We start from the raw sequence: 18,616 nt of genomic DNA, 5'->3' as shown, positions 1-18,616 counted from the left end.
ACGAAGGGCACCGCGTTGTCACGCGATGCCCTGAGGTTTTCCCAATATGGGTGAAGAAATCAGCCCTTGGCGACGGCCGCAACTTCTGCGGCGAAGTCGGACTCTTCCTTCTCGACGCCTTCGCCGAGCAGCAGGCGAGCCATGCCGGTCACTTCGATCGGGGCGCCAGCGAGCTTTTCAGCATCCTTGACAGCCTGACCGACAGTGATTTCCGGGTTCATGACGAAGGCCTGCGACAGCAGGGCGACTTCTTCGAAGAACTTGCGCATGCGGCCTTCAACCATCTTTTCGATGATGTTGTCCGGCTTGCCCGAGGCGCGCGACTGTTCGATGAAGACGTTGCGTTCGCGCTCGGCGACAGCTGCGTCAACTTCGTCAGCGCGAATGGCGAGCGGGTTGGTGGCAGCGATGTGCATGGCGATCTGGCGACCGACCGAGAACAGAACTTCCTTATCGCCAACCGACTTCAGCGCGACGAGAACGCCGAGCTTGCCGATGCCGTCGCCGGCAGCGTTGTGGATGTAGGTGGCAACGACGCCGTCTTCGACCTTGAGCAGAGCTGCGCGGCGCAGCGTCATGTTCTCGCCGATGGTAGCAATCGCGTCCTTGATCGTCTCGTCGACCGACTTGCCGGTTGCCGGGTAGTTGGCGTTGGCAATGGCTTCGACAGAACCGTCGGTGCCGAGCGCAACGTTGGCAACGCCGCGAACGAGCTCCTGGAAGGCTTCGTTACGGGCAACGAAGTCGGTCTCGGAGTTGATTTCGACGACAACAGCCTTGACGCCACCGCTGACAATACCGATGAGGCCTTCAGCAGCCGTGCGGCCCGACTTCTTGTCGGCCTTGGCGATGCCCTTGGCGCGCAGCCAGTCGATCGCAGCTTCCATGTCGCCGTTGGTTTCGGCGAGCGCCTTCTTGCAATCCATCATGCCTGCGCCGGTCTTTTCGCGCAGTTCCTTCACCATTGCTGCAGTTACACTCATCTTATTGCCTCTTTGTCTGTTTGGCTGGCGCGCTGCCCGCAAGTGGCGCGGTACCAGGAGGTGTGGCAGGGAAATGGCTTGCGTATGTGACACCGTGATGAACGCGCCCATCGCTGTCGTGTCCAGGGCGCGGATCGCCTGCCCAAGCCGCTTCATCCCTCGCTGAAAAGAACAAGGCCGTTCAGACTTTTCATCACAAACGGCCTCGCCCCGATAATAGATTGGTGCGGCGGTGATAGCCCGCCGCGCCGTCCGATCAGGCTTCGGAGGCTTCGTCGAGCGCCGGCTCGACCATAGCTTCAGCCGATGCGCCGAGATCACGGCCCGATGCGCCCTGCTGACGGGCGATGCCGTCGATAGCTGCACGAGCGATCAGGTCGCAGTAGAGAGCGATCGCACGCGAGGCGTCGTCGTTGCCCGGGATCGGGTAGTCGATCTGGTCCGGATCGCAGTTGGAGTCGATAACGGCAACAACCGGGATGCCAAGGCGCTTGGCTTCGTCGATCGCAATCGATTCCTTGTTGGTGTCGATGATGAACATCAGGTCCGGTGTGCCGCCCATATCGCGGATACCGCCGAGAGCGCGGTTGAGCTTTTCGCGTTCGCGCTCAAGGTTCAGGCGTTCCTTCTTCGTGAAGCCCGAAGCTTCCGAAGCGAGGATTTCGTCGAGCTTGCGCAGGCGCTGGATCGAGTTCGAAATCGTCTTCCAGTTGGTCATCATGCCGCCGAGCCAGCGAGCATTGACGTAGTACTGGGCCGAACGCTTGGCAGCGTCAGCGATGATTTCCGAAGCCTGGCGCTTGGTGCCGACGAACAGGACGCGGCCGCCGTTGGCGACGGTGTCGCTAACGATCTGCAGGGCGCGCGACAGCATCGGAACGGTCTGTGCGAGGTCGATGATGTGAACGTTGTTACGATCGCCGAAGATGTAGGGCTTCATCTTCGGGTTCCAGCGGTGCGTCTGGTGGCCGAAGTGAACACCAGCTTCAAGCAGCTGGCGCATGCTAAAATCAGGCAATGCCATGCCTTTTCTCCTTTTCCGGTTGAACCTCCGCGAGACGTCGAGCTCTTCTTTCGAAAACGCCCACCGGCGGAACGATCCGGATTTCTCCCGGAACATCCCATGCCTCACGTGTGGAATGGGCAGCCCCTTAACGGCTGCTGCCCAGAAAATCAAGTCGCGAAAGCCGCTTTTTGGCGGGATCTACTATTTACAGTCCTCGGATTTGAATACTTCAAGGTCTGCGAGCTTGCCGGTCAGCACGAAATCGCCGTAGTCCATCGTCAGGTCGCGAGTGATCCCGTTTTCGTAGAGTTTGAACGACATGCGGTAGATCGGCAGCGCGTCGCCGCTCTTGTCATCGTTGAAATAGGAGATCGTTACCGGCCAATAGGCTTCGCTGCCGAACTTGCCCGCCTTGCCGGCATCCGGCTCATCGGCGGTAGGTTTGCGCGATTTACCAACGAAGGTCGAGGTAATCAGCGTCTTGTCGCCCGAATCGGAGCCATCGAAGATGCGTGCTTCGAACAGGCTTTCTCCCTTCTTCGCCCGCGAGATCACTTCCATCATATGGGCGGTCGGGAAGCGGCTGGCCGCAAGCTCCACTTCGCGCTTGTCGGGCGCGGTCAGCTCCACCTTGACGCCGGACTTTTCCTCATGCGCGGTTCCGCGAACTTCCTTGTCCAGTTTCTCGTCGGTGAAGGAGCGCGTCAGGAAGCGGAAATTGCCGTTCTTCAGGTCTTCGTAGGTGGTCGTCTGCTGGTCGGTGAGGCGCACCTCCTCACCGGTGTCGACCTGGGTGACGAATCGGAAGCTGACCGTATACCCCTCGCAGGCGGACCCATTAAATTCATAGACCATGCGGCCATACATTCCGGCAATGCCCGAACGATCCGACGCATCCTTGAGCTCAAGATCATAGACGGCGCGATGCGGCACGAGGACATTCGCACTCGCCGCCGTAGCGCCTGACGCCGTCATGACGGCGAAACAAACGCTGCGCAGAGTGACGAGACCGAAGCCTTTATGAAACATCCGTTTCCTCCTGTTGGACTCGCCGGCAATGCTATAAACAAGCGTTCGGCAGAAGCGAGGCGGTGTTTGCAGGAAAAAGCCGGTGCCCGCCGCGATCCGGCCTGAATGCAGGATTTTAACACAAAAGACAACAATGGAGCTTTCCATGTCTGCAGAGATCGAAACGCGCCTCAAGGACCTCGGCGTCACCCTTCCCCAGGCTGCGACGCCGGTCGCGAACTACGTGCCGTACGTCATCAGCGGCTCGACGCTCTATATCTCGGGACAGCTTCCGATGGAGGACGGGAAGGTCGCCGTGACAGGCATTGTCGGCAAGGACGTCGACGTCGCCCGTGCGCAACGCGCTGCCGAACTCTGCTCGATCAACATCCTCGCCCAGGCAAAATCGGCGCTCGGTGGCGACCTTGGCCGCATCCGTCGTCTGGTGAAGATCAACGGCTTCGTCGCCTCGACGCCGGAATTCGTGGAGCAGCATCTCGTCATCAACGGCGCCTCCAATCTGCTCGCCACCGCGCTCGGTGAAGCCGGCAAGCATGCCCGCGCCGCTGTCGGTATGGCCTCGCTGCCCTTCAATGCCGCCGTCGAGATCGACGCCGTTATAGAGATCGCCTGATTAAGGTCCCCACCATGGCTGATATTTCCTGGCTGAAGGCCCAACCGATCGCTCATCGCGGCTATCACGACATGAACAAGCAAGTGTGGGAGAACACGCTTTCGGCATTCTCCCGCGCCGTCGATGCCGGCTTCGCCATCGAGTGCGACCTCCAGTACACCGCCGACAGTGTCCCGGTGGTTTTCCATGACGACGACACCCAGCGGCTTTGCGGCATCAAGGGCGACGTTCGATCACGCACGGCCGGCGAGCTCGGCCTAATGGCGATCGGCGGGACGAAGGACAAGGTGCCGACGCTGACGCAGATGCTGCGCCTGGTCAACGGCAAGGTGCCCCTCGTTATCGAACTCAAGGGCCGCAAGGACGACGACGAGGGCTTTGCAGCCGCGGTGCTGGAGACGCTGGAAGGTTACAAGGGCCACGTCGCCCTGATGAGCTTCGATCACTGGCTGCTCAAGGACCTGAAGGCGCTCGACGCGCCCTACCCGCTGGGCCTGACCGCGGAAGGCGCCAATCCGGAGACCTTCTTCGTGCATGAGGAAGCGATGCAGCTCGGGCTCGACTTCATCTCCTACCACTACGGCCACCTGCCGAACTCGTTCATCACCAAGGAGCGGACACTCGGCAAGACGATCATCACCTGGACCGTGCGCGACCGGCAGGCCGAGGCCTATACTTTCGCCCACGCGGACCAGATGACCTTCGAGGGTTTCGACCCGCGGGAGGCTCTGGTTTCCTGAGCTGATGTCAGACGCCGTCACCATCCGCATAGCCCAGTCCTTCGCCGATGTGCCGGCAGCACGCTGGAACGTGCTTTCCGGTGCATCGAAGGCGTTTCCCGGCGGCGTCTACAATCCCTTCCTTTCGCATGCCTATCTCTCCGCCCTCGAGGAGTCCGGCTCGGCGACGGCCAAGACGGGCTGGCTCGGCCAGCACCTGCTTCTGGAAGGATCGGACGGGCATCTGCGCGGCGGCCTTGTCTGCTACCTGAAGAACCACAGCCAGGGCGAATATGTCTTCGACCATGGCTGGGCCGACGCTTTCGAGCGGGCGGGCGGGCACTATTACCCGAAACTGCAAAGCTCCATCCCTTTCACGCCGGCCACCGGACCGAGACTGCTTGCCGCGCCAGGTGAAAATCAGGGCGCCGTTCAGGATGCACTTGCCGCGGGCCTGAAGGAGCTTGCGCGCAGACACGACGTTTCCTCGGCGCATGTGACCTTCGTGCCAGAAGCCGAGATGCCGGCCCTCGAGCGCGCCGGGTTCCTGCACCGCACCGACCAGCAGTTCCATTTCACCAACGAAGGCTTCGGATCGCACGCCGATTTCCTGGAAACCCTTGCCTCACGCAAGCGCAAGGCACTCAAAAAGGAACGCCGGGCTGCGGTCGAAAACGGCATCTCGATCGACTGGCTGACCGGCAGCGACCTGACGGAAGCGATCTGGGACCAGTTCTTCGCCTTCTACATGGACACTGGCGGCCGCAAATGGGGGCGTCCCTATCTGACGCGCGCCTTCTATTCGCTGATCGGCGAACGCATGGCGGACGATATCCTGCTGGTGATGGCTCGCCGCAACGGCCGCTACATTGCCGGCGCGATCAACTTCATCGGCGGCGATGCGCTCTATGGCCGCCACTGGGGTTGCATCGAGGACCATCCGTTCCTGCATTTCGAGGTTTGCTACCACCAGGCGATCGACTTCGCGATCGCCAAAGGGTTGAAACGGGTCGAGGCCGGTGCCCAGGGTGAGCACAAGCTTGCGCGCGGCTACATGCCCATCACCACGCATTCCGCGCATTTCATTACGCATCCAGGGCTCGCCCGCGCGGTTGCCGACTATCTTCAACGCGAGCGCAGGGATGTGGAGGAAACGGGCGAGATTCTTGCAGAACACGGCCCTTTCCGCAAAGGTGAGCGGCAAGACGACTGAACGACTTTTCAGTCGAGGCCTGCCCGCGCCAATTCACGAGGAACAACAATGAGCTACGACGACAACAACATCTTCGCCAAGATCCTGCGCGGCGAAATCCCCTCGCACCGCGTCTACGAGGATGATGCGACGATCGCGTTCATGGATGTCATGCCGCAGGCCGAAGGCCACCTGCTCGTCGTTCCGAAGGCGCCCTCGCGCAACCTGCTCGATGCCGATGCGGCGACGCTGCCGGCGCTGATCGCGACGGTGCAGAAACTGGCGGTCGCAGCGAAGGACGCCTTCGACGCCGATGGCGTGACGGTCATGCAGTTCAACGAAGCCCCCGCCGGACAGTCTGTCTTCCATCTGCACTTCCACGTCATTCCGCGGCGCGCAGGCGTGCCGCTGAAGCCGCATTCCGGCACGATGGAAGATGGCGCGGTACTTGCGGCCAATGCCGAAAAGGTTCGGCAGGCGCTCTGATCGCGCCTCCAATCTGGTTTGGAAATGTTTATCGCCGGGTCGGCTTCACGGCTCGGCGGATGACTTTCTCGGTCCACCGGCCTTCGGCCCAGGTGAGCGCTTAGAAGCCGAGCGACCAGAGCCCCACGGCCAGCCCTGCGATGGCGGTCGCGATCCCGATTGCCGGCTTTCGCCCGAACAGGAAGAAGGCAGCAGCCCCTAGTGCGACGGCACCTACACGCAGCCAGAGCGGAGATTGTTCGAGTACGCCTGTCGGATAAAGGATGAGCTTTGCGATGACCGCCGCGACAAGCGCGGTCGCGACCGCCCTCACCCAATTCAACGCCTCGGAATCATCCCGCAGCTTGTTGCCGGCGATAACGCCAAGCCAGCGCCAGATGTCGGTTGCCAACCAGCCGGCGATCGCGATGAAGGCATAGGCCCACCAACCGTCCTGCCACGTCATGCGCTCACCTCCTTGTGGCGACGCCAGAGGCGCTCGGCCAGCCAGGCGAGCGTGCCACCGACGATGCCGGCGAGCAGGATGTCGAACTCCGGCAACAGCCAATAGAACAGCGGCCCGCCGGCAAGGCCGAAGAGCAGCGCGACGTACACCACCGGGTGACGCGCCGAATGCCAGATCGAGGCGAGGAAGTAGACCGGCGTCAGGAAGAACAGGCAGCCGGCAGCGATCGGCGGGAAATCGGCGACGAAGTGATAGACAACGGCGACGAGCAGCATGTTGGCCGCAACCAACGTGATGCCGAAGCCGGCAAAGAAGGCAACGCGCCGCTCACGCGGCACCTTCGGTACCTTCTCCATCGCGAACACCCAGGCGGTGATCGCGACGAAATGCGACAGGAACAGGAGCAGCCAGGTCGGCGTCCGCGATGTCCGCAGTTCCGGAACGAGCGCCGCAACCATCGGCATCAGCCGGACGGAGGAGAGCGAGACCGCGAGGAAGGCGGCCGCCAGGTTCGCGCCGCTCATCATCGAACTGACGAGGATGACCTTGGCCGGCAGCGCCCAGACCATGCCGACCATGAAAACGACCTGCTCCACCGGAATACCGGCCTGGGCCGTCAGCGAACAGAAGCCGACGAAGGACAGCATCAGGATGAAGGCCGGCAGGCTGAAGATGCCGCGCATACCCTTTCCGAACCAGGCGAGCGATGATTGCTCGTCTTCTTCCTTCTTCATCGGCCATTCCGGATTATCTTGGATTCAGAAAAACGGTGCCGGATGGCTTGCATCCGGCACCGTCGAACATCTCTTGCGAGGGCCTATTTCTTGCGCGGCACCTTCGGCACCGTGCGGCCCTTTCTTGGAGCCGCGTCGCCGGCCCCGGCTTCGCCATCGGACGATGCCTTGGCGGTCGCCTTCTTCGGCTTGGACTTCGGTGCCGACTCGGCGCCCACTTCTTCCTTGTCCTCGGCCTTCTTCGGCTTCGTCGCCTTCATCGCCGGGCGGGAAACCTCCGCCTTCGGCTTGATCGGCGTTGTCTCCGGAACCGCATCGAGCAGCAGGCCCTTGGTGCCGTCGGCCTTGGTGCCGATCGTCACCTTGACGACGCCGCCCTTCTTGAGCTTGCCGAAGAGGATCTCATCGGCAAGCGGCTTCTTGATGTTTTCCTGGATGACCCGGGCCAGCGGCCGGGCACCCATCTTCTCGTCGTAACCCTTCTCGGCGAGCCAGGCGATTGCCTCGGGCGCGAGGTCGAAGGTGACGTTGCGCTCGGCAAGCTGCGTCTCCAGCTGCATGACGAACTTCTGCACCACCTGGTGGATGACCGGGGTCGGCAGCGAAGCAAACGGAATGACAGCATCCAGACGGTTGCGGAATTCCGGCGTGAACAGGCGGTTCAACGCCTCTTCGTCTTCGCCCGTACGCTTGGAAGAACCGAAGCCGATGGCGGCCCGGGCCATTTCCGATGCGCCGGCATTGGTCGTCATGATCAGGATGACGTTACGGAAGTCGATCTTCTTGCCGTTGTGATCGGTCAGCGAGCCGTGATCCATGACCTGCAACAGGATGTTGAACAGGTCCGGATGGGCCTTTTCGATTTCGTCGAGCAACAGCACGCAATGCGGATGCTGGTCGACGCCATCGGTCAGGAGGCCGCCCTGGTCGAAGCCGACATAGCCGGGAGGTGCACCGAGCAGACGCGAAACCGTATGCCGCTCCATGTATTCCGACATGTCGAAGCGCAGGAGTTCGACGCCGAGCGACGTGGCAAGCTGCTTGGCGACTTCCGTCTTGCCGACGCCGGTTGGGCCGGAGAAGACGTAGCAGCCGATAGGCTTGTTCGGTTCACGCAGGCCGGCCCGCGCCAGCTTGATCGACGAAGCGAGTGCTTCGATCGCCAGGTCCTGGCCATAAACGACCGATCGCAGCTCCCGCTCGAGGTTGGCAAGAACAGCCTCGTCGTCCTTGGAAACCGTCTTCGGCGGAATACGCGCCATCGTCGCGATCGTTGCTTCGATTTCCTTCTCGGTGATCAGCTTGCGCCGCTTGCCGGCGGGCAAAAGCATCTGTGCCGCACCGGATTCGTCGATCACGTCGATCGCCTTGTCGGGCAGCTTGCGGTCGTTGATGTAACGGGCCGAAAGCTCGACGGCGGCCTTGATCGCCTCGTTCGAGTATTTCAGATGGTGATATTCCTCGAAGTAAGGCTTCAGCCCCTTCATGATTTCGATCGCGTCCGCAATCGTCGGTTCGTTCACGTCGATCTTCTGGAAGCGGCGGACGAGCGCCCGATCCTTCTCGAAGAACTGGCGGTACTCCTTGTAGGTGGTCGAACCGATGCAACGGATCGCACCGGAAGACAGTGCCGGCTTCAGGAGGTTGGACGCATCCATCGCGCCACCGGACGTGGCACCAGCACCGATGACGGTGTGGATCTCGTCGATGAAGAGGACAGCGCCCGGGTAGTCCTCGAGTTCCTTGACGACCTGCTTCAGGCGCTCTTCGAAATCGCCGCGGTAGCGGGTCCCGGCGAGCAACGTGCCCATGTCCAGCGAGAAGATGGTCGCATCCTGCAGTGCTTCCGGAACCTTCTTTTCAACGATCCGCTTGGCAAGACCTTCGGCAATCGCCGTCTTGCCGACGCCGGGGTCGCCGACATAGAGCGGATTGTTCTTCGAGCGGCGGCACAGCACCTGGATGGTACGGTTCACCTCGGCGTGACGACCGATCAACGGGTCGATCTTGCCGGACTTCGCCTTTTCATTGAGGTTGACGCAATAGGCAGTCAGGGCGTCCTGCTGCTTCTTGGCGCTGCTCTCTTCGTTGTCGCGCGCAGGTTTCTGCTCGGACTCGTGGTCGTCCGAGCCGCGCACAGGCCGGGATTCCGAACTGCCGGGCCGCTTGCCGATCCCATGCGAAATGAAGTTGACGGCGTCGTAACGCGTCATCTCCTGCTCCTGCAGGAAGTAGGCGGCATGGCTCTCGCGCTCGGCGAAGATGGCGACCAGCACGTTGGCGCCGGTTACTTCCTCGCGCCCGGAGGACTGGACGTGGATGACCGCGCGCTGGATGACACGCTGGAAGCCCGCCGTCGGCTTGGAATCTTCGTCGTAGCCGGTCACGAGATTGGAAAGCTCGTTGTCGACATAATCCGTCACGGTCTTGCGCAGCGTCTCAAGATTGACGTTGCAGGCGCCCATCACGGCCGCCGCGTCGGCATCATCGATCAATGCCAGAAGCAGATGCTCGAGCGTGGCGTATTCATGGTGGCGCTCGTTGGCAAAAGTCAGTGCCTGGTGTAGCGCCTTTTCGAGACTGGGCGAAAATGTTGGCACGTTAGTTCCTCATTTCTTTTCCATGACGCATTGCAACGGATGCTGATGCTGCCGGGCAAAATCCATCACCTGCGTCACCTTGGTTTCGGCGACCTCATAGGTGAAGACGCCGCACTCTCCCACGCCATGATTGTGGACGTGAAGCATGATGCGGGTCGCCTCTTCCGGGTTCTTCTGAAAGAAGCGCTCCAGGATATGGATGACAAATTCCATCGGCGTGTAATCGTCATTCAAAAGCAGAACGCGATACAAACTCGGCTTTTTGGTCTTCGGCTTGGTACGCGTGATGACGGACGTGCTGCGGTTGTTGCCGTTTCCCTCGTCATCGCTACCTTGCTGCATCCGGACCGGCATGGCGATCATTCTTGTCAGTTCCTTGTACAGCAGCGACCCCACTGAACTTGGCCGCAGCGTGCTTGCCCTTTATCTAATGGTTCGTTTCCAGATTTTAAGACCGAACCAACGCACTGCAATCATAATCGCACGACCGCGCGCAAGATTGATCAACTTTCTTCGGGCTGCTCACAGCTAAAGCGAGAAAACAAAAGGGCCGGTCGCAATCGCTGCGACCGGCCCTTGAGAAACTTGCTCTGTATCCAGCGATCAGGCGGCGGCAGCGGCGGCCTTGACTGCTGCCGTTGCCTTGGCAACCGGCGCCTCGTAGGGCTTGTAAGCATCCTTGGCGAGATCGGCGTACATTTCGCCGATCTTCGTTGCCTCGGCGACGAAGCCTTCGTAGCTCGCCTTGATGAAATTGGTCTGCAGTTCGAATGCAGCTTCGACACTCTTGATGCTCGAGAGCTTCTCGACGTGCGCTACGCCGTCTTCGAAGGACTTCTTGGAAAAATCAGCAGCTTCAGTCGCGATAGCCTGGAGACCCTTGGTCCAAGCGGAGTAGCTCTTTACAGCCACGTCAATGGCTTCTTTGCTCTTCTTGTTTGCATCATCGAAGTTGAACATCCGGTGTCTCCTTAGTGACGGCCTGATCTGGAGGCTTCAGTTTATGTGCACTGCACAAAAAGTCAAGACGAGTGTGCAACGCAATAAAATACAACAGATGCAACAACTTGATGAAAAAACGCGGGGAAGCGCAAAACTTCTATCGATCCTTGCTGAATAGGCAAGATGAAATCCGCGAGCAATTGCCCAGCACCGCAGCAACGCTTCGCCGAAAACAATAAGCCCCGAAAATCGCTGGGATTTTCGGGGCTCGCTACTTTGTCGTCCGTCGTCAGGACTTAGAGGTCGATGTCGAGGATCGCCATGGAGAAGTTGTAGGAAAGCTCACCGTCTTCCTCATCGCGGAAAACAACACCGAGGAACTCGTCACCGAGATAGACTTCAGCGGACTCGTCCTTCTTCGGGCGAGCCTTGACGACCATCTGCTGATTGAAGGTGCGCTTGAAATAGGCTTCAAGCTTGCGGATTTCTTCGGGCTTCAAAACACGTCTCCGTAGCCGTTTATCTGTGCGGCGCTTCTCGCACGCTGCATCGCCGGGTGTAAACCCCTCGAAAGAGGCTTACGCACCGGTTCCCGTATGTTCAGATATCGAAGCTGCTCAGGATCTGGTCCATCTGACGCGACGGCTCGGAGCAACCGGCCTCGCCCACCACCTTGGCCGGTACGCCTGCCACCGTCGACTTCGGCGGCACCGGCTTCAACACGACCGAGCCGGCAGCGATGCGCGAGCAGTGGCCGATGTGGATATTGCCAAGGATCTTGGCGCCGGCACCGATCAGGACGCCGTCGGCGATCTTCGGGTGGCGATCGCTGCCTTCCTTGCCCGTGCCGCCGAGCGTCACGCCGTGTAGGATGGAGACGTTGTCACCGATCACAGCCGTCTCACCGGCGACCAGGCCGGTAGCGTGGTCAAGGAAGATGCCGCGCCCGATGCGGGCGGCCGGGTTGATGTCCGTCTGGAAGACGCTCGAAGCGCGGCTCTGCAGGTAGAACGCAAAGTCCCGGCGGCCGCGCTTCAACAGCCAATGGGCCAGACGGTGCGTCTGGATGGCATGGAAACCCTTGAAGTAGAGCACCGGCTCGATGAAGCGGGTGCAGGCGGGATCGCGGTCATACACGGCCTGGATGTCGACGCGCAGAATGGTGCCCCATTCCGGCCAATCCTCAAGCATCTCCGAGAAAGTCTGCCGCAACAGGTTGGCCTGAAGATCGGGATGATCGAGCCTTTCGCAGATGCGATAGATCACGCTTTCTTCGAGCGAATGCTGGTTGACCACCGTCGAATACAGGAAGGCCGCGAGCATCGGGTCCTGCTCGGCCGCCACGCGGGCTTCCTCACGCAGGCTGTTCCAGATCGGGTCCATCACCTTCAGCGCTTCCGTCTGGCGAAGTTCGGTCTTGGCGACCATCGTCGCTCTCCTTCCTGTCCGTCCTACAGTTACTATAGGGGAAATCCGGCATGACTTAAATGGCCCGCCATCAGTTCCACCCTCGGTCGAGCAGCCCAGAAGCGGGCAAGCGCCGGGTGCTCCCGGCGTTCGTCACGCTCGATGGTCTAGGCGCGCCCTACTTCCTCGAGGAACTCGAGCACGGCCTTCTTGAAAACGCGATCACCCACGGCGAGCATATGGTCCCGGCCCGGAATATCAAGCGCGCGGGCATTCGGCATCAATTCCGCCAGTTCCTGCGGCGAGCCGGCAATGTCGTCCTTGGTCCCGACACCGATGAGGGTCGGCACGTCGATGCGTGCCATGTCTTCGGCGGTCAATAGATCGCGGGATGTCGAGATACAGGCCGCGAGCGCCTGCCTGTCGCTTTTGGTCTGGTCGGCAAAGGCGCGGAACATGCGGCCGCGCGCGTGGGTTACAACATCAAGAGAAGGCGCCGCCAAGGCTTCGGCGATCGGGTCCCAATCCCCTACCCCCGTCACCATGCCGATGCCCAGGCCGCCAAAGACCAGCGAGCGCACGCGATGAGGGTGTGCAAGCGCCAGGAAGGCAGAGATGCGCGCACCCATCGAGTAGCCCATCACATGCGCCTCGGCAATGCCGAGATGCCCGAGCAACGCTACGGCGTCGCCCGCCATCTGCTGCGGGTGATAGAGTGCTGAATCGTAGGGCTTGCTGCTCTTGCCGTGGCCGCGGTTGTCGAGCGCTATCACACGATAGCCGGCGTCGCCGAGCGTCTTCAGCCAGCCCGGAAAAACCCAGTTGACGTTGGCGCTCGAGGCAAACCCATGGATGAGAAGGATGGGCGCGCCGGCGGGATCGCCCTCGTCGAAAAAGGCGATCTCCAGGCCTTCATGGGAAAAGCGGGAAAACGGCGGCGGGGTGAGATCCATCTTTATCATCCTAGGGGGTATCGATGCGGCGCAACCTAGTTCGTCGCCAGGACGAGTGAAACCCCGCCCCGGCAAAAACCACAGCTGCGGCGTGTTTGCCGCTACACTTTTGCAGCAAAGCTCACTATGGTGCGCCAACTTTAGAGACTAGCATTCATCGGAGCATGACATGGCCGGCCACAGCATCCCGCACTTCCAGAACGACGGCGGACATCAGGCAATCGAAATCGGCGTCAAGGAATTCATGTGCACCGGCGCGTCCATTCCGTACGATCACCCGCATATCTTCATCGATATGGGCGACGACAACGAGAAGGTCTGCTCCTACTGCTCCACGCTCTACCGCTACAATCCGAAGCTGAAGGCGACGGAAACCAACCCGCCCGGCTGCCTCTTCGCCCACAAAGCCGCCTGATAGGCCACGATGTCGCGCCCCGTCGCGATCGTCGGTGCCGGTATCGGTGGGCTCACGGCCGCCTTGTGCCTCGCCCGTCGAGGCTTTGAAGTCGACATTATCGAGCGGGCAACAGCGCTGACCGAGGTCGGCGCCGGTCTGCAATTGTCGCCGAATGCCTCACGCATCCTCATCAAGCTCGGCCTTCTCCCGGCGCTCGAATTCTACTGGAGCGAGCCCGAACGCATCGGCCTAGTTGACGGCGTATCGCTAAGCCCCCTCGCCAGCGTATCGGCTGGCGCGTTCGCGCGGCGTCGCTGGCAGGCGCCCTATGCCGTCATGCACCGCGCGAGCCTGCAGAAAGTCCTGCTTTCCGCCGTCGAGGCCGAGCCTCGCTGCCGCCTGCAGCTTGGATGCCATATCGACAACCCTGATGAGCAGACAATCATAAAGCTGATGGGGCGCCGCCCGGAGGTCATGATCGGTGCCGACGGGATCTGGTCACGGTTGCGCAACAACGTCCCCGGGGCCGGCCGCGTGCGGTTTTCAGGCAATGTCGCCTGGCGCATGACGGTCGCTCGCGACACGGCCGCCGGCCTTCTCAAGCCGAACCAAGTCACGGCATTCCTCGGCGCTCGCGCCCATCTCGTCGCCTATCCGTTGCGGGAATTTCACGGCTTCAATCTCGTCGCGATCATCGAGGGCAAGGAGACCGACGGCGTCTGGGCCGGCAAGGATTCGGACAAGCGCCGCCAGGATTACCTGAACGCTTTCTCCGGCTGGAACGCCGGCATCCGCTCGCTGCTCGAAAAGGCCGAAGCGCCCACCTATTGGCCCTTGTGCACCGTGGACGACGGAGCCTGGCAGGACGGGCGAAAGACCGTGCTGATCGGCGATGCGGCCCATGCGATGACGCCATTTGCGGCGCAGGGTGCAGCGATGGCGATCGAGGATGCCTTCGAACTTTCGGATTGCCTGGCGACCGGCACCGATGTCCCGAAGGCGCTGGCAGCATTCGAAGCGAAGCGCCGACCGCGCATCGCCCGGGTCCGCCGCCGTGCAGCATTCAATCACTTCGCTTACCACGTCCGGGGGCCGCTGCGCCTCGGTCGCGACATTGTCCTGAAACTCAAGGGACCGGACGCGCTCGCGGCCGACCTCGACTGGCTCTACGGCTACGGCGCCCAGCGCTGAGCGCGGGCGCGAAAATGTCCAGATATCAATGGTCAACGGATGGAGGCGCCGCGAATGTTCGCGGCGCCTCCATCCGTCAAACGGCGTTGGCCGCCGCCAATCCCGCTTCGATGTCGCGGCGGATATCCGGCACGTCCTCAAGGCCGATCTGCAGGCGGATGACTGGCCCCTCGGTCGGCGCCAAGGCAACCTTACGGTCTGATAGACCGACCTGGAGCGCAAGGCTTTCGAAGCCACCCCAGGAGTAGCCGAGACCGAACAGCTTCAGCGCGTCCAGGAAGGCATGCGCCTTGGCCTTGAACCGATCTGGGGTTTCCGCTTTCAGGACGAAGGAGAAGATGCCGCTTGCGCCCGTAAAGTCGCGCTTCCAGAGTTCGTGGCCCGGGAAACTCGGCAGTGCCGGATGCAGAACATGCGCAACTTCGTCCCGCGTTTCGAGCCACCGCGCCAATGTCAGGGCGCTTTCCTGATGGCGTTCCAGACGGATACCCATGGTTCTGAGGCCGCGCAGGATCTGGTAGCTGTCGTCCGGAGAGACACAGACGCCAAGCGTCACCATAGCCTCCGTCAATTCCGGCCAATGGGCGGCATTCGCCGACACTGTGCCGAAGAGGACGTCCGAATGACCGGATGGATACTTGGTGGCCGCATGGATCGATACGTCGACACCATGGTCGAGCGGCTTGAAGTAAACCGGCGTCGCCCAGGTGTTGTCCATGGTGACGACGCAGCCATGGCGATGCGCGGCATCCGCAATGGCGCGAATATCCTGCATTTCAAAAGTATTCGATCCCGGAGCCTCGGTGTGCACCAGGCGCGTATTCGGGCGGATGAGGTTTTCGATACCGGCACCGATCATCGGATCGTAGTATTCAACGGTGACGCCAAGGCGCTTCAGCATCGTGTCGCAGAAGTGGCGCGTCGGGAAATACACTGAATCGACAATCAGCGCGTGATCACCCGCCGAAAGATAGGCAAGGAACGGCACCGTCACCGCAGCCAGACCCGAGGGGACAAGGATCGTGCCGGCAGAACCTTCGAGCTCGTTGATCGCGTCGCAGAGCGCATCCGTGGTCGGCGTTCCGCGCGTCCCGTAGGTGTATTTCTGGGCACGCGTCTCCATCGTCTTCGCGTCGGGAAACAGCACGGTGGACGCATGCACCACCGGCGGATTGACGAAGCCGAAGTAATCGGAGGGATTGTTGCCGCTATGAGCGAGACGGGTGTTGATGCCCGTCTTGCCATTCACACTGCCACTGTCTGCCATTGCATGTTCCGCTTCTGATTTCGAAAGAGGAACTCTTCGAATGAGCTACAACCGCGGTCAAGTGGCAAAAATCAAGGAGTGCGATTTTGGCCGCTGCCGAGCCGCTTCTGGTGATTTTTCGCCCAGAGTGTGCCCGGTACCCCCCAAATCTGCCTAACTTTCTGGCTTGTTTCGGGTTTTTCACATGCAAAACCAGAAAATCGGCGCCCTCTCTTGACCCTCATGGAATTTGAGCATGAGATAGTCTGTACTCGCGCCAGGAGGGTGGCCGAGACTGCACGCGCCAGGAGAGGCGCCGGTGCAGACTGGAACTAACGACAACAGAAAAAGGTTCTAAAAATGGCAAGAAGAATTCTGACAGCTCTCGTTGGCGCCGCTGTCTTGGGGATTGGCACACAGGCGGCTTCGGGCGCTACCCTTGATGACGTAAAGGCCAAGGGCTTTGTCCAGTGCGGCGTGAACACCGGCCTTGCCGGCTTCGCGGCACCGGATGCTTCGGGCAACTGGAGCGGTTTCGACGTTGACTACTGCAAGGCAATCGCCGCCGCGATCTTCGCGGATGGCAGCAAGGTAAAGTACACGCCCACTTCGGCCAAGGAACGCTTCCCGGCACTGCAGTCCGGTGAGGTCGACGTTCTGGCCCGCAACACCACCTGGACGATCAACCGCGACACCGCGCTCGGCTTCAACTTCCGCCCGGTCAACTATTATGACGGCCAGGGCTTCATGGTTCGCAAGAGCCTGAACGTCAAGTCGGCCCTGGAACTTTCGGGCGCGGCCGTCTGCGTACAGACCGGCACCACCACCGAACTCAACCTTGCCGACTACTTCAAGGCAAACAACCTCCAGTACAATCCGGTGGTCTTCGAAAAGCTCGAAGAAGTGAACGCCGCCTATGACGCCGGTCGTTGCGACGTCTACACCACCGACCAGTCGGGCCTCTATTCGCTGCGCCTGACGCTGTCGAAGCCCGACGATCACATGATCCTGCCGGAAATCATCTCGAAGGAGCCGCTTGGTCCGGCCGTTCGCCAGGGCGACGACCAGTGGTTCGATATCGTCAGCTGGGTGCACTACGCGCTGATCCAGGCCGAAGAATTCGGCATCACCCAGGCAAATGTCGAAGAAATGAAGAAGTCCACCAACCCGGACGTTCAGCGCTTCCTCGGCGTCGAAGCTGACTCCAAGATCGGCACCGACCTCGGCCTCACCAACGAATGGGCCGTGAACATCATCAAGGCCGTCGGCAACTACGGCGAAGTCTTCGATCGCAACATCGGCGCCGGCAGCCCGCTCAAGATCGAGCGCGGCCTCAATGCGCTGTGGAACAAGGGCGGCATCCAGTATGCCCCGCCGGTCCGCTAAGACGATCTGACACGACTGGGGGAAGCGGGCCACCGCTTCCCCTTCCCAACTATAAAAACACCCAAAAGGGTGAAAAGGGGAAAGAGGCATTGCATGGCGATTGGCGTCACAACTACGCCTGAGAAAAGCAAACCGTCGGGGTCGATCATCAACGATCCACAGGTCCGCGGCATCTTTTATCAGGTCATCACCCTCATCGTTCTCGCAGCCTTCGTCTACTGGGTTGCCGACAACACGATGGAAAACCTCAAGCGGGCGAATATTGCTTCCGGCTACGACTTCCTAAGGGGACGCGCCGGGTTCGACGTCGGACAGTCTCTGATCGCATACACCAGCGATTCCACCTACCAGCGTGCCCTGCTCGTCGGTTTGCTCAACACGCTGCTCGTCGCGGTTTGCGGGATTTTCACCGCAACAATCATCGGCTTTGCGGTCGGTATCGGCCGCCTGTCGCACAATTGGCTGATCGCCAAGCTGTCGCTCGCCTATGTCGAAGTGTTCCGCAACATCCCGCCGCTGCTCGTCATCTTCTTCTGGTACAGCGGCGTTCTGGCGATCCTGCCGCAACCGCGTGAATCGGCGGTGCTTCCGTTCAACATGTTCCTCAACAACCGCGGGCTCGCCTTCCCCAAACCGATTTTCGGTGACGGCTCGCAGTTCACGCTGTTCGCATTCGTCGTCGCGATCGTCATCAGCTTTGCCGTGGCACGCTACGCGCACAAGAAACAGGACGCCACCGGACAGCGCTTCCCGCTGCTGTGGACCGTGCTTGGGCTCGTGATCGGCCTGCCGCTGTTGACGTTCCTTGCGACCGGATCGCCGATCACCTTCGACGTTCCCGTCGCCGGAAAGTTCAACCTCACGGGCGGCTCGGTGATCGGTCCGGAATTCCTGTCACTGTTCCTGGCGCTCTCGTTCTACAGCGCGGCCTTCATTGCCGAGATCGTACGCGCCGGCATTCGCGGCGTGTCCAAGGGGCAGACAGAGGCGGCCCATGCGCTCGGCGTCCGTCCGGGACTCACCACCCGTCTCGTGGTCATTCCGCAGGCGCTGCGGATCATCATTCCGCCGCTCACCAGCCAGTATCTGAACCTGACCAAGAACTCGTCGCTCGCTGTCGCGATCGGCTATGCGGATCTGGTGGCCGTCGGCGGCACGATCCTCAACCAGACCGGTCAGTCGATCGAAGTCGTCACAATCTGGATCATCGTCTACCTGTCGCTGAGCCTCACGACGTCGCTGTTCATGAACTGGTTCAATGCCCGCATGGCCCTGGTGGAGAGATAA

General features: G+C 61.0%; 20 protein-coding genes. 8 read left to right on the top strand and 12 right to left on the bottom strand.

Annotation, left to right across the window (positions count from 1 at the left end; translation table 11 throughout):
• Window positions 1-59: 59 nt before the first annotated feature.
• From tsf to LAC81_RS06355, 3 genes are all read right to left on the bottom strand, one after another.
• Window positions 60-983 (bottom strand): translation elongation factor Ts, encoded by a 924-nt coding sequence (gene tsf, locus LAC81_RS06365; RefSeq protein WP_113537649.1) that lies wholly within the window; start codon window positions 981-983, stop codon window positions 60-62.
• Window positions 984-1,239: 256 nt separating this feature from the next.
• Window positions 1,240-2,007 (bottom strand): 30S ribosomal protein S2, encoded by a 768-nt coding sequence (gene rpsB / locus LAC81_RS06360; protein ID WP_053247295.1) that lies wholly within the window; start codon window positions 2,005-2,007, stop codon window positions 1,240-1,242.
• 183 nt (window positions 2,008-2,190) lie between these two features.
• On the bottom strand, window positions 2,191-3,018 hold the full coding sequence (locus LAC81_RS06355; RefSeq protein WP_223727132.1) for a cell envelope integrity EipB family protein: 828 nt from the start codon (window positions 3,016-3,018) through the stop codon (window positions 2,191-2,193).
• 145 nt (window positions 3,019-3,163) lie between these two features.
• Between LAC81_RS06355 and LAC81_RS06350 the strand changes: the two genes are divergently transcribed.
• The 4 genes from LAC81_RS06350 to LAC81_RS06335 are packed head-to-tail and all read left to right on the top strand — an operon-like array spanning window position 3,164 to window position 6,028.
• A complete protein-coding gene (locus LAC81_RS06350) occupies window positions 3,164-3,631 on the top strand; it encodes a RidA family protein (RefSeq protein WP_223727131.1) in 468 nt (155 codons plus the stop codon).
• Window positions 3,632-3,645: 14 nt separating this feature from the next.
• Entirely contained in the window at window positions 3,646-4,371 is a 726-nt protein-coding gene (locus LAC81_RS06345; protein ID WP_223727130.1) for a glycerophosphodiester phosphodiesterase, read from the top strand.
• Window positions 4,372-4,375: 4 nt separating this feature from the next.
• Complete coding sequence (locus LAC81_RS06340) at window positions 4,376-5,563, top strand: GNAT family N-acetyltransferase (protein WP_223727129.1); 1,188 nt, start codon at window positions 4,376-4,378, stop codon at window positions 5,561-5,563.
• A gap of 48 nt (window positions 5,564-5,611) precedes the next feature.
• A complete protein-coding gene (locus tag LAC81_RS06335) occupies window positions 5,612-6,028 on the top strand; it encodes an HIT family protein (RefSeq protein WP_223727128.1) in 417 nt (138 codons plus the stop codon).
• A gap of 100 nt (window positions 6,029-6,128) precedes the next feature.
• On the opposite strand, the gene LAC81_RS06330 is transcribed toward LAC81_RS06335, so the two are convergent.
• From LAC81_RS06330 to LAC81_RS06295, 8 genes are all read right to left on the bottom strand, one after another.
• The gene (locus LAC81_RS06330) at window positions 6,129-6,473 is read right to left on the bottom strand and encodes an AzlD domain-containing protein (RefSeq protein WP_223727127.1); all 345 of its coding nucleotides are present in this window, start codon (window positions 6,471-6,473) and stop codon (window positions 6,129-6,131) included.
• A complete protein-coding gene (locus LAC81_RS06325; protein ID WP_223727126.1) occupies window positions 6,470-7,207 on the bottom strand; it encodes an AzlC family ABC transporter permease in 738 nt (245 codons plus the stop codon). Before LAC81_RS06325 ends, LAC81_RS06330 begins: the two co-directional genes overlap by 4 nt.
• 83 nt (window positions 7,208-7,290) lie before the next feature.
• A complete protein-coding gene (gene clpA / locus LAC81_RS06320; RefSeq protein ID WP_223727125.1) occupies window positions 7,291-9,807 on the bottom strand; it encodes an ATP-dependent Clp protease ATP-binding subunit ClpA in 2,517 nt (838 codons plus the stop codon).
• Between the two features lie 9 nt (window positions 9,808-9,816).
• Window positions 9,817-10,170 carry an ATP-dependent Clp protease adapter ClpS gene (clpS, locus tag LAC81_RS06315; RefSeq protein ID WP_043622145.1) on the bottom strand — a complete coding sequence of 118 codons (354 nt, stop codon included), beginning with the start codon at window positions 10,168-10,170 and terminating at the stop codon, window positions 9,817-9,819.
• Window positions 10,171-10,410: 240 nt separating this feature from the next.
• Entirely contained in the window at window positions 10,411-10,767 is a 357-nt protein-coding gene (locus LAC81_RS06310) for a phasin family protein (protein WP_223727124.1), read from the bottom strand.
• A 278-nt stretch (window positions 10,768-11,045) separates the two neighbouring features.
• Entirely contained in the window at window positions 11,046-11,249 is a 204-nt protein-coding gene (locus tag LAC81_RS06305) for a DUF3126 family protein (RefSeq protein ID WP_034796738.1), read from the bottom strand.
• A 100-nt stretch (window positions 11,250-11,349) separates the two neighbouring features.
• Window positions 11,350-12,177: a serine O-acetyltransferase gene (cysE, locus tag LAC81_RS06300; protein ID WP_223727123.1), complete on the bottom strand. Its 828-nt coding sequence runs from the start codon at window positions 12,175-12,177 to the stop codon at window positions 11,350-11,352.
• A 146-nt stretch (window positions 12,178-12,323) separates the two neighbouring features.
• Window positions 12,324-13,109 carry an alpha/beta fold hydrolase gene (locus LAC81_RS06295; RefSeq protein WP_223727122.1) on the bottom strand — a complete coding sequence of 262 codons (786 nt, stop codon included), beginning with the start codon at window positions 13,107-13,109 and terminating at the stop codon, window positions 12,324-12,326.
• 169 nt (window positions 13,110-13,278) lie between these two features.
• Between LAC81_RS06295 and LAC81_RS06290 the strand changes: the two genes are divergently transcribed.
• Both LAC81_RS06290 and LAC81_RS06285 read left to right on the top strand, forming a co-directional pair.
• Entirely contained in the window at window positions 13,279-13,524 is a 246-nt protein-coding gene (locus tag LAC81_RS06290; RefSeq protein WP_057255736.1) for a zinc-finger domain-containing protein, read from the top strand.
• A 9-nt stretch (window positions 13,525-13,533) separates the two neighbouring features.
• Window positions 13,534-14,697, top strand: coding sequence for an FAD-dependent monooxygenase (locus LAC81_RS06285; RefSeq protein WP_223727121.1), 1,164 nt, complete (start codon window positions 13,534-13,536; stop codon window positions 14,695-14,697).
• 76 nt (window positions 14,698-14,773) lie between these two features.
• Here LAC81_RS06285 and LAC81_RS06280 read toward each other — a convergent pair whose 3' ends face one another.
• Window positions 14,774-15,964 (bottom strand): cystathionine beta-lyase, encoded by a 1,191-nt coding sequence (locus LAC81_RS06280; protein WP_223727120.1) that lies wholly within the window; start codon window positions 15,962-15,964, stop codon window positions 14,774-14,776.
• 339 nt (window positions 15,965-16,303) lie between these two features.
• On the opposite strand from LAC81_RS06280, the gene LAC81_RS06275 reads away from it, so the two are divergent.
• Window positions 16,304-17,329 (top strand): amino acid ABC transporter substrate-binding protein, encoded by a 1,026-nt coding sequence (locus LAC81_RS06275; RefSeq protein WP_113537662.1) that lies wholly within the window; start codon window positions 16,304-16,306, stop codon window positions 17,327-17,329.
• A 93-nt stretch (window positions 17,330-17,422) separates the two neighbouring features.
• Complete coding sequence (locus tag LAC81_RS06270; protein WP_113537663.1) at window positions 17,423-18,616, top strand: amino acid ABC transporter permease; 1,194 nt, start codon at window positions 17,423-17,425, stop codon at window positions 18,614-18,616.

This window comes from Ensifer adhaerens (assembly GCF_020035535.1).
Classification (GTDB): Bacteria; Pseudomonadota; Alphaproteobacteria; order Rhizobiales; family Rhizobiaceae; genus Ensifer.
This window is presented reverse-complemented; position numbering and strand designations above follow the sequence as displayed.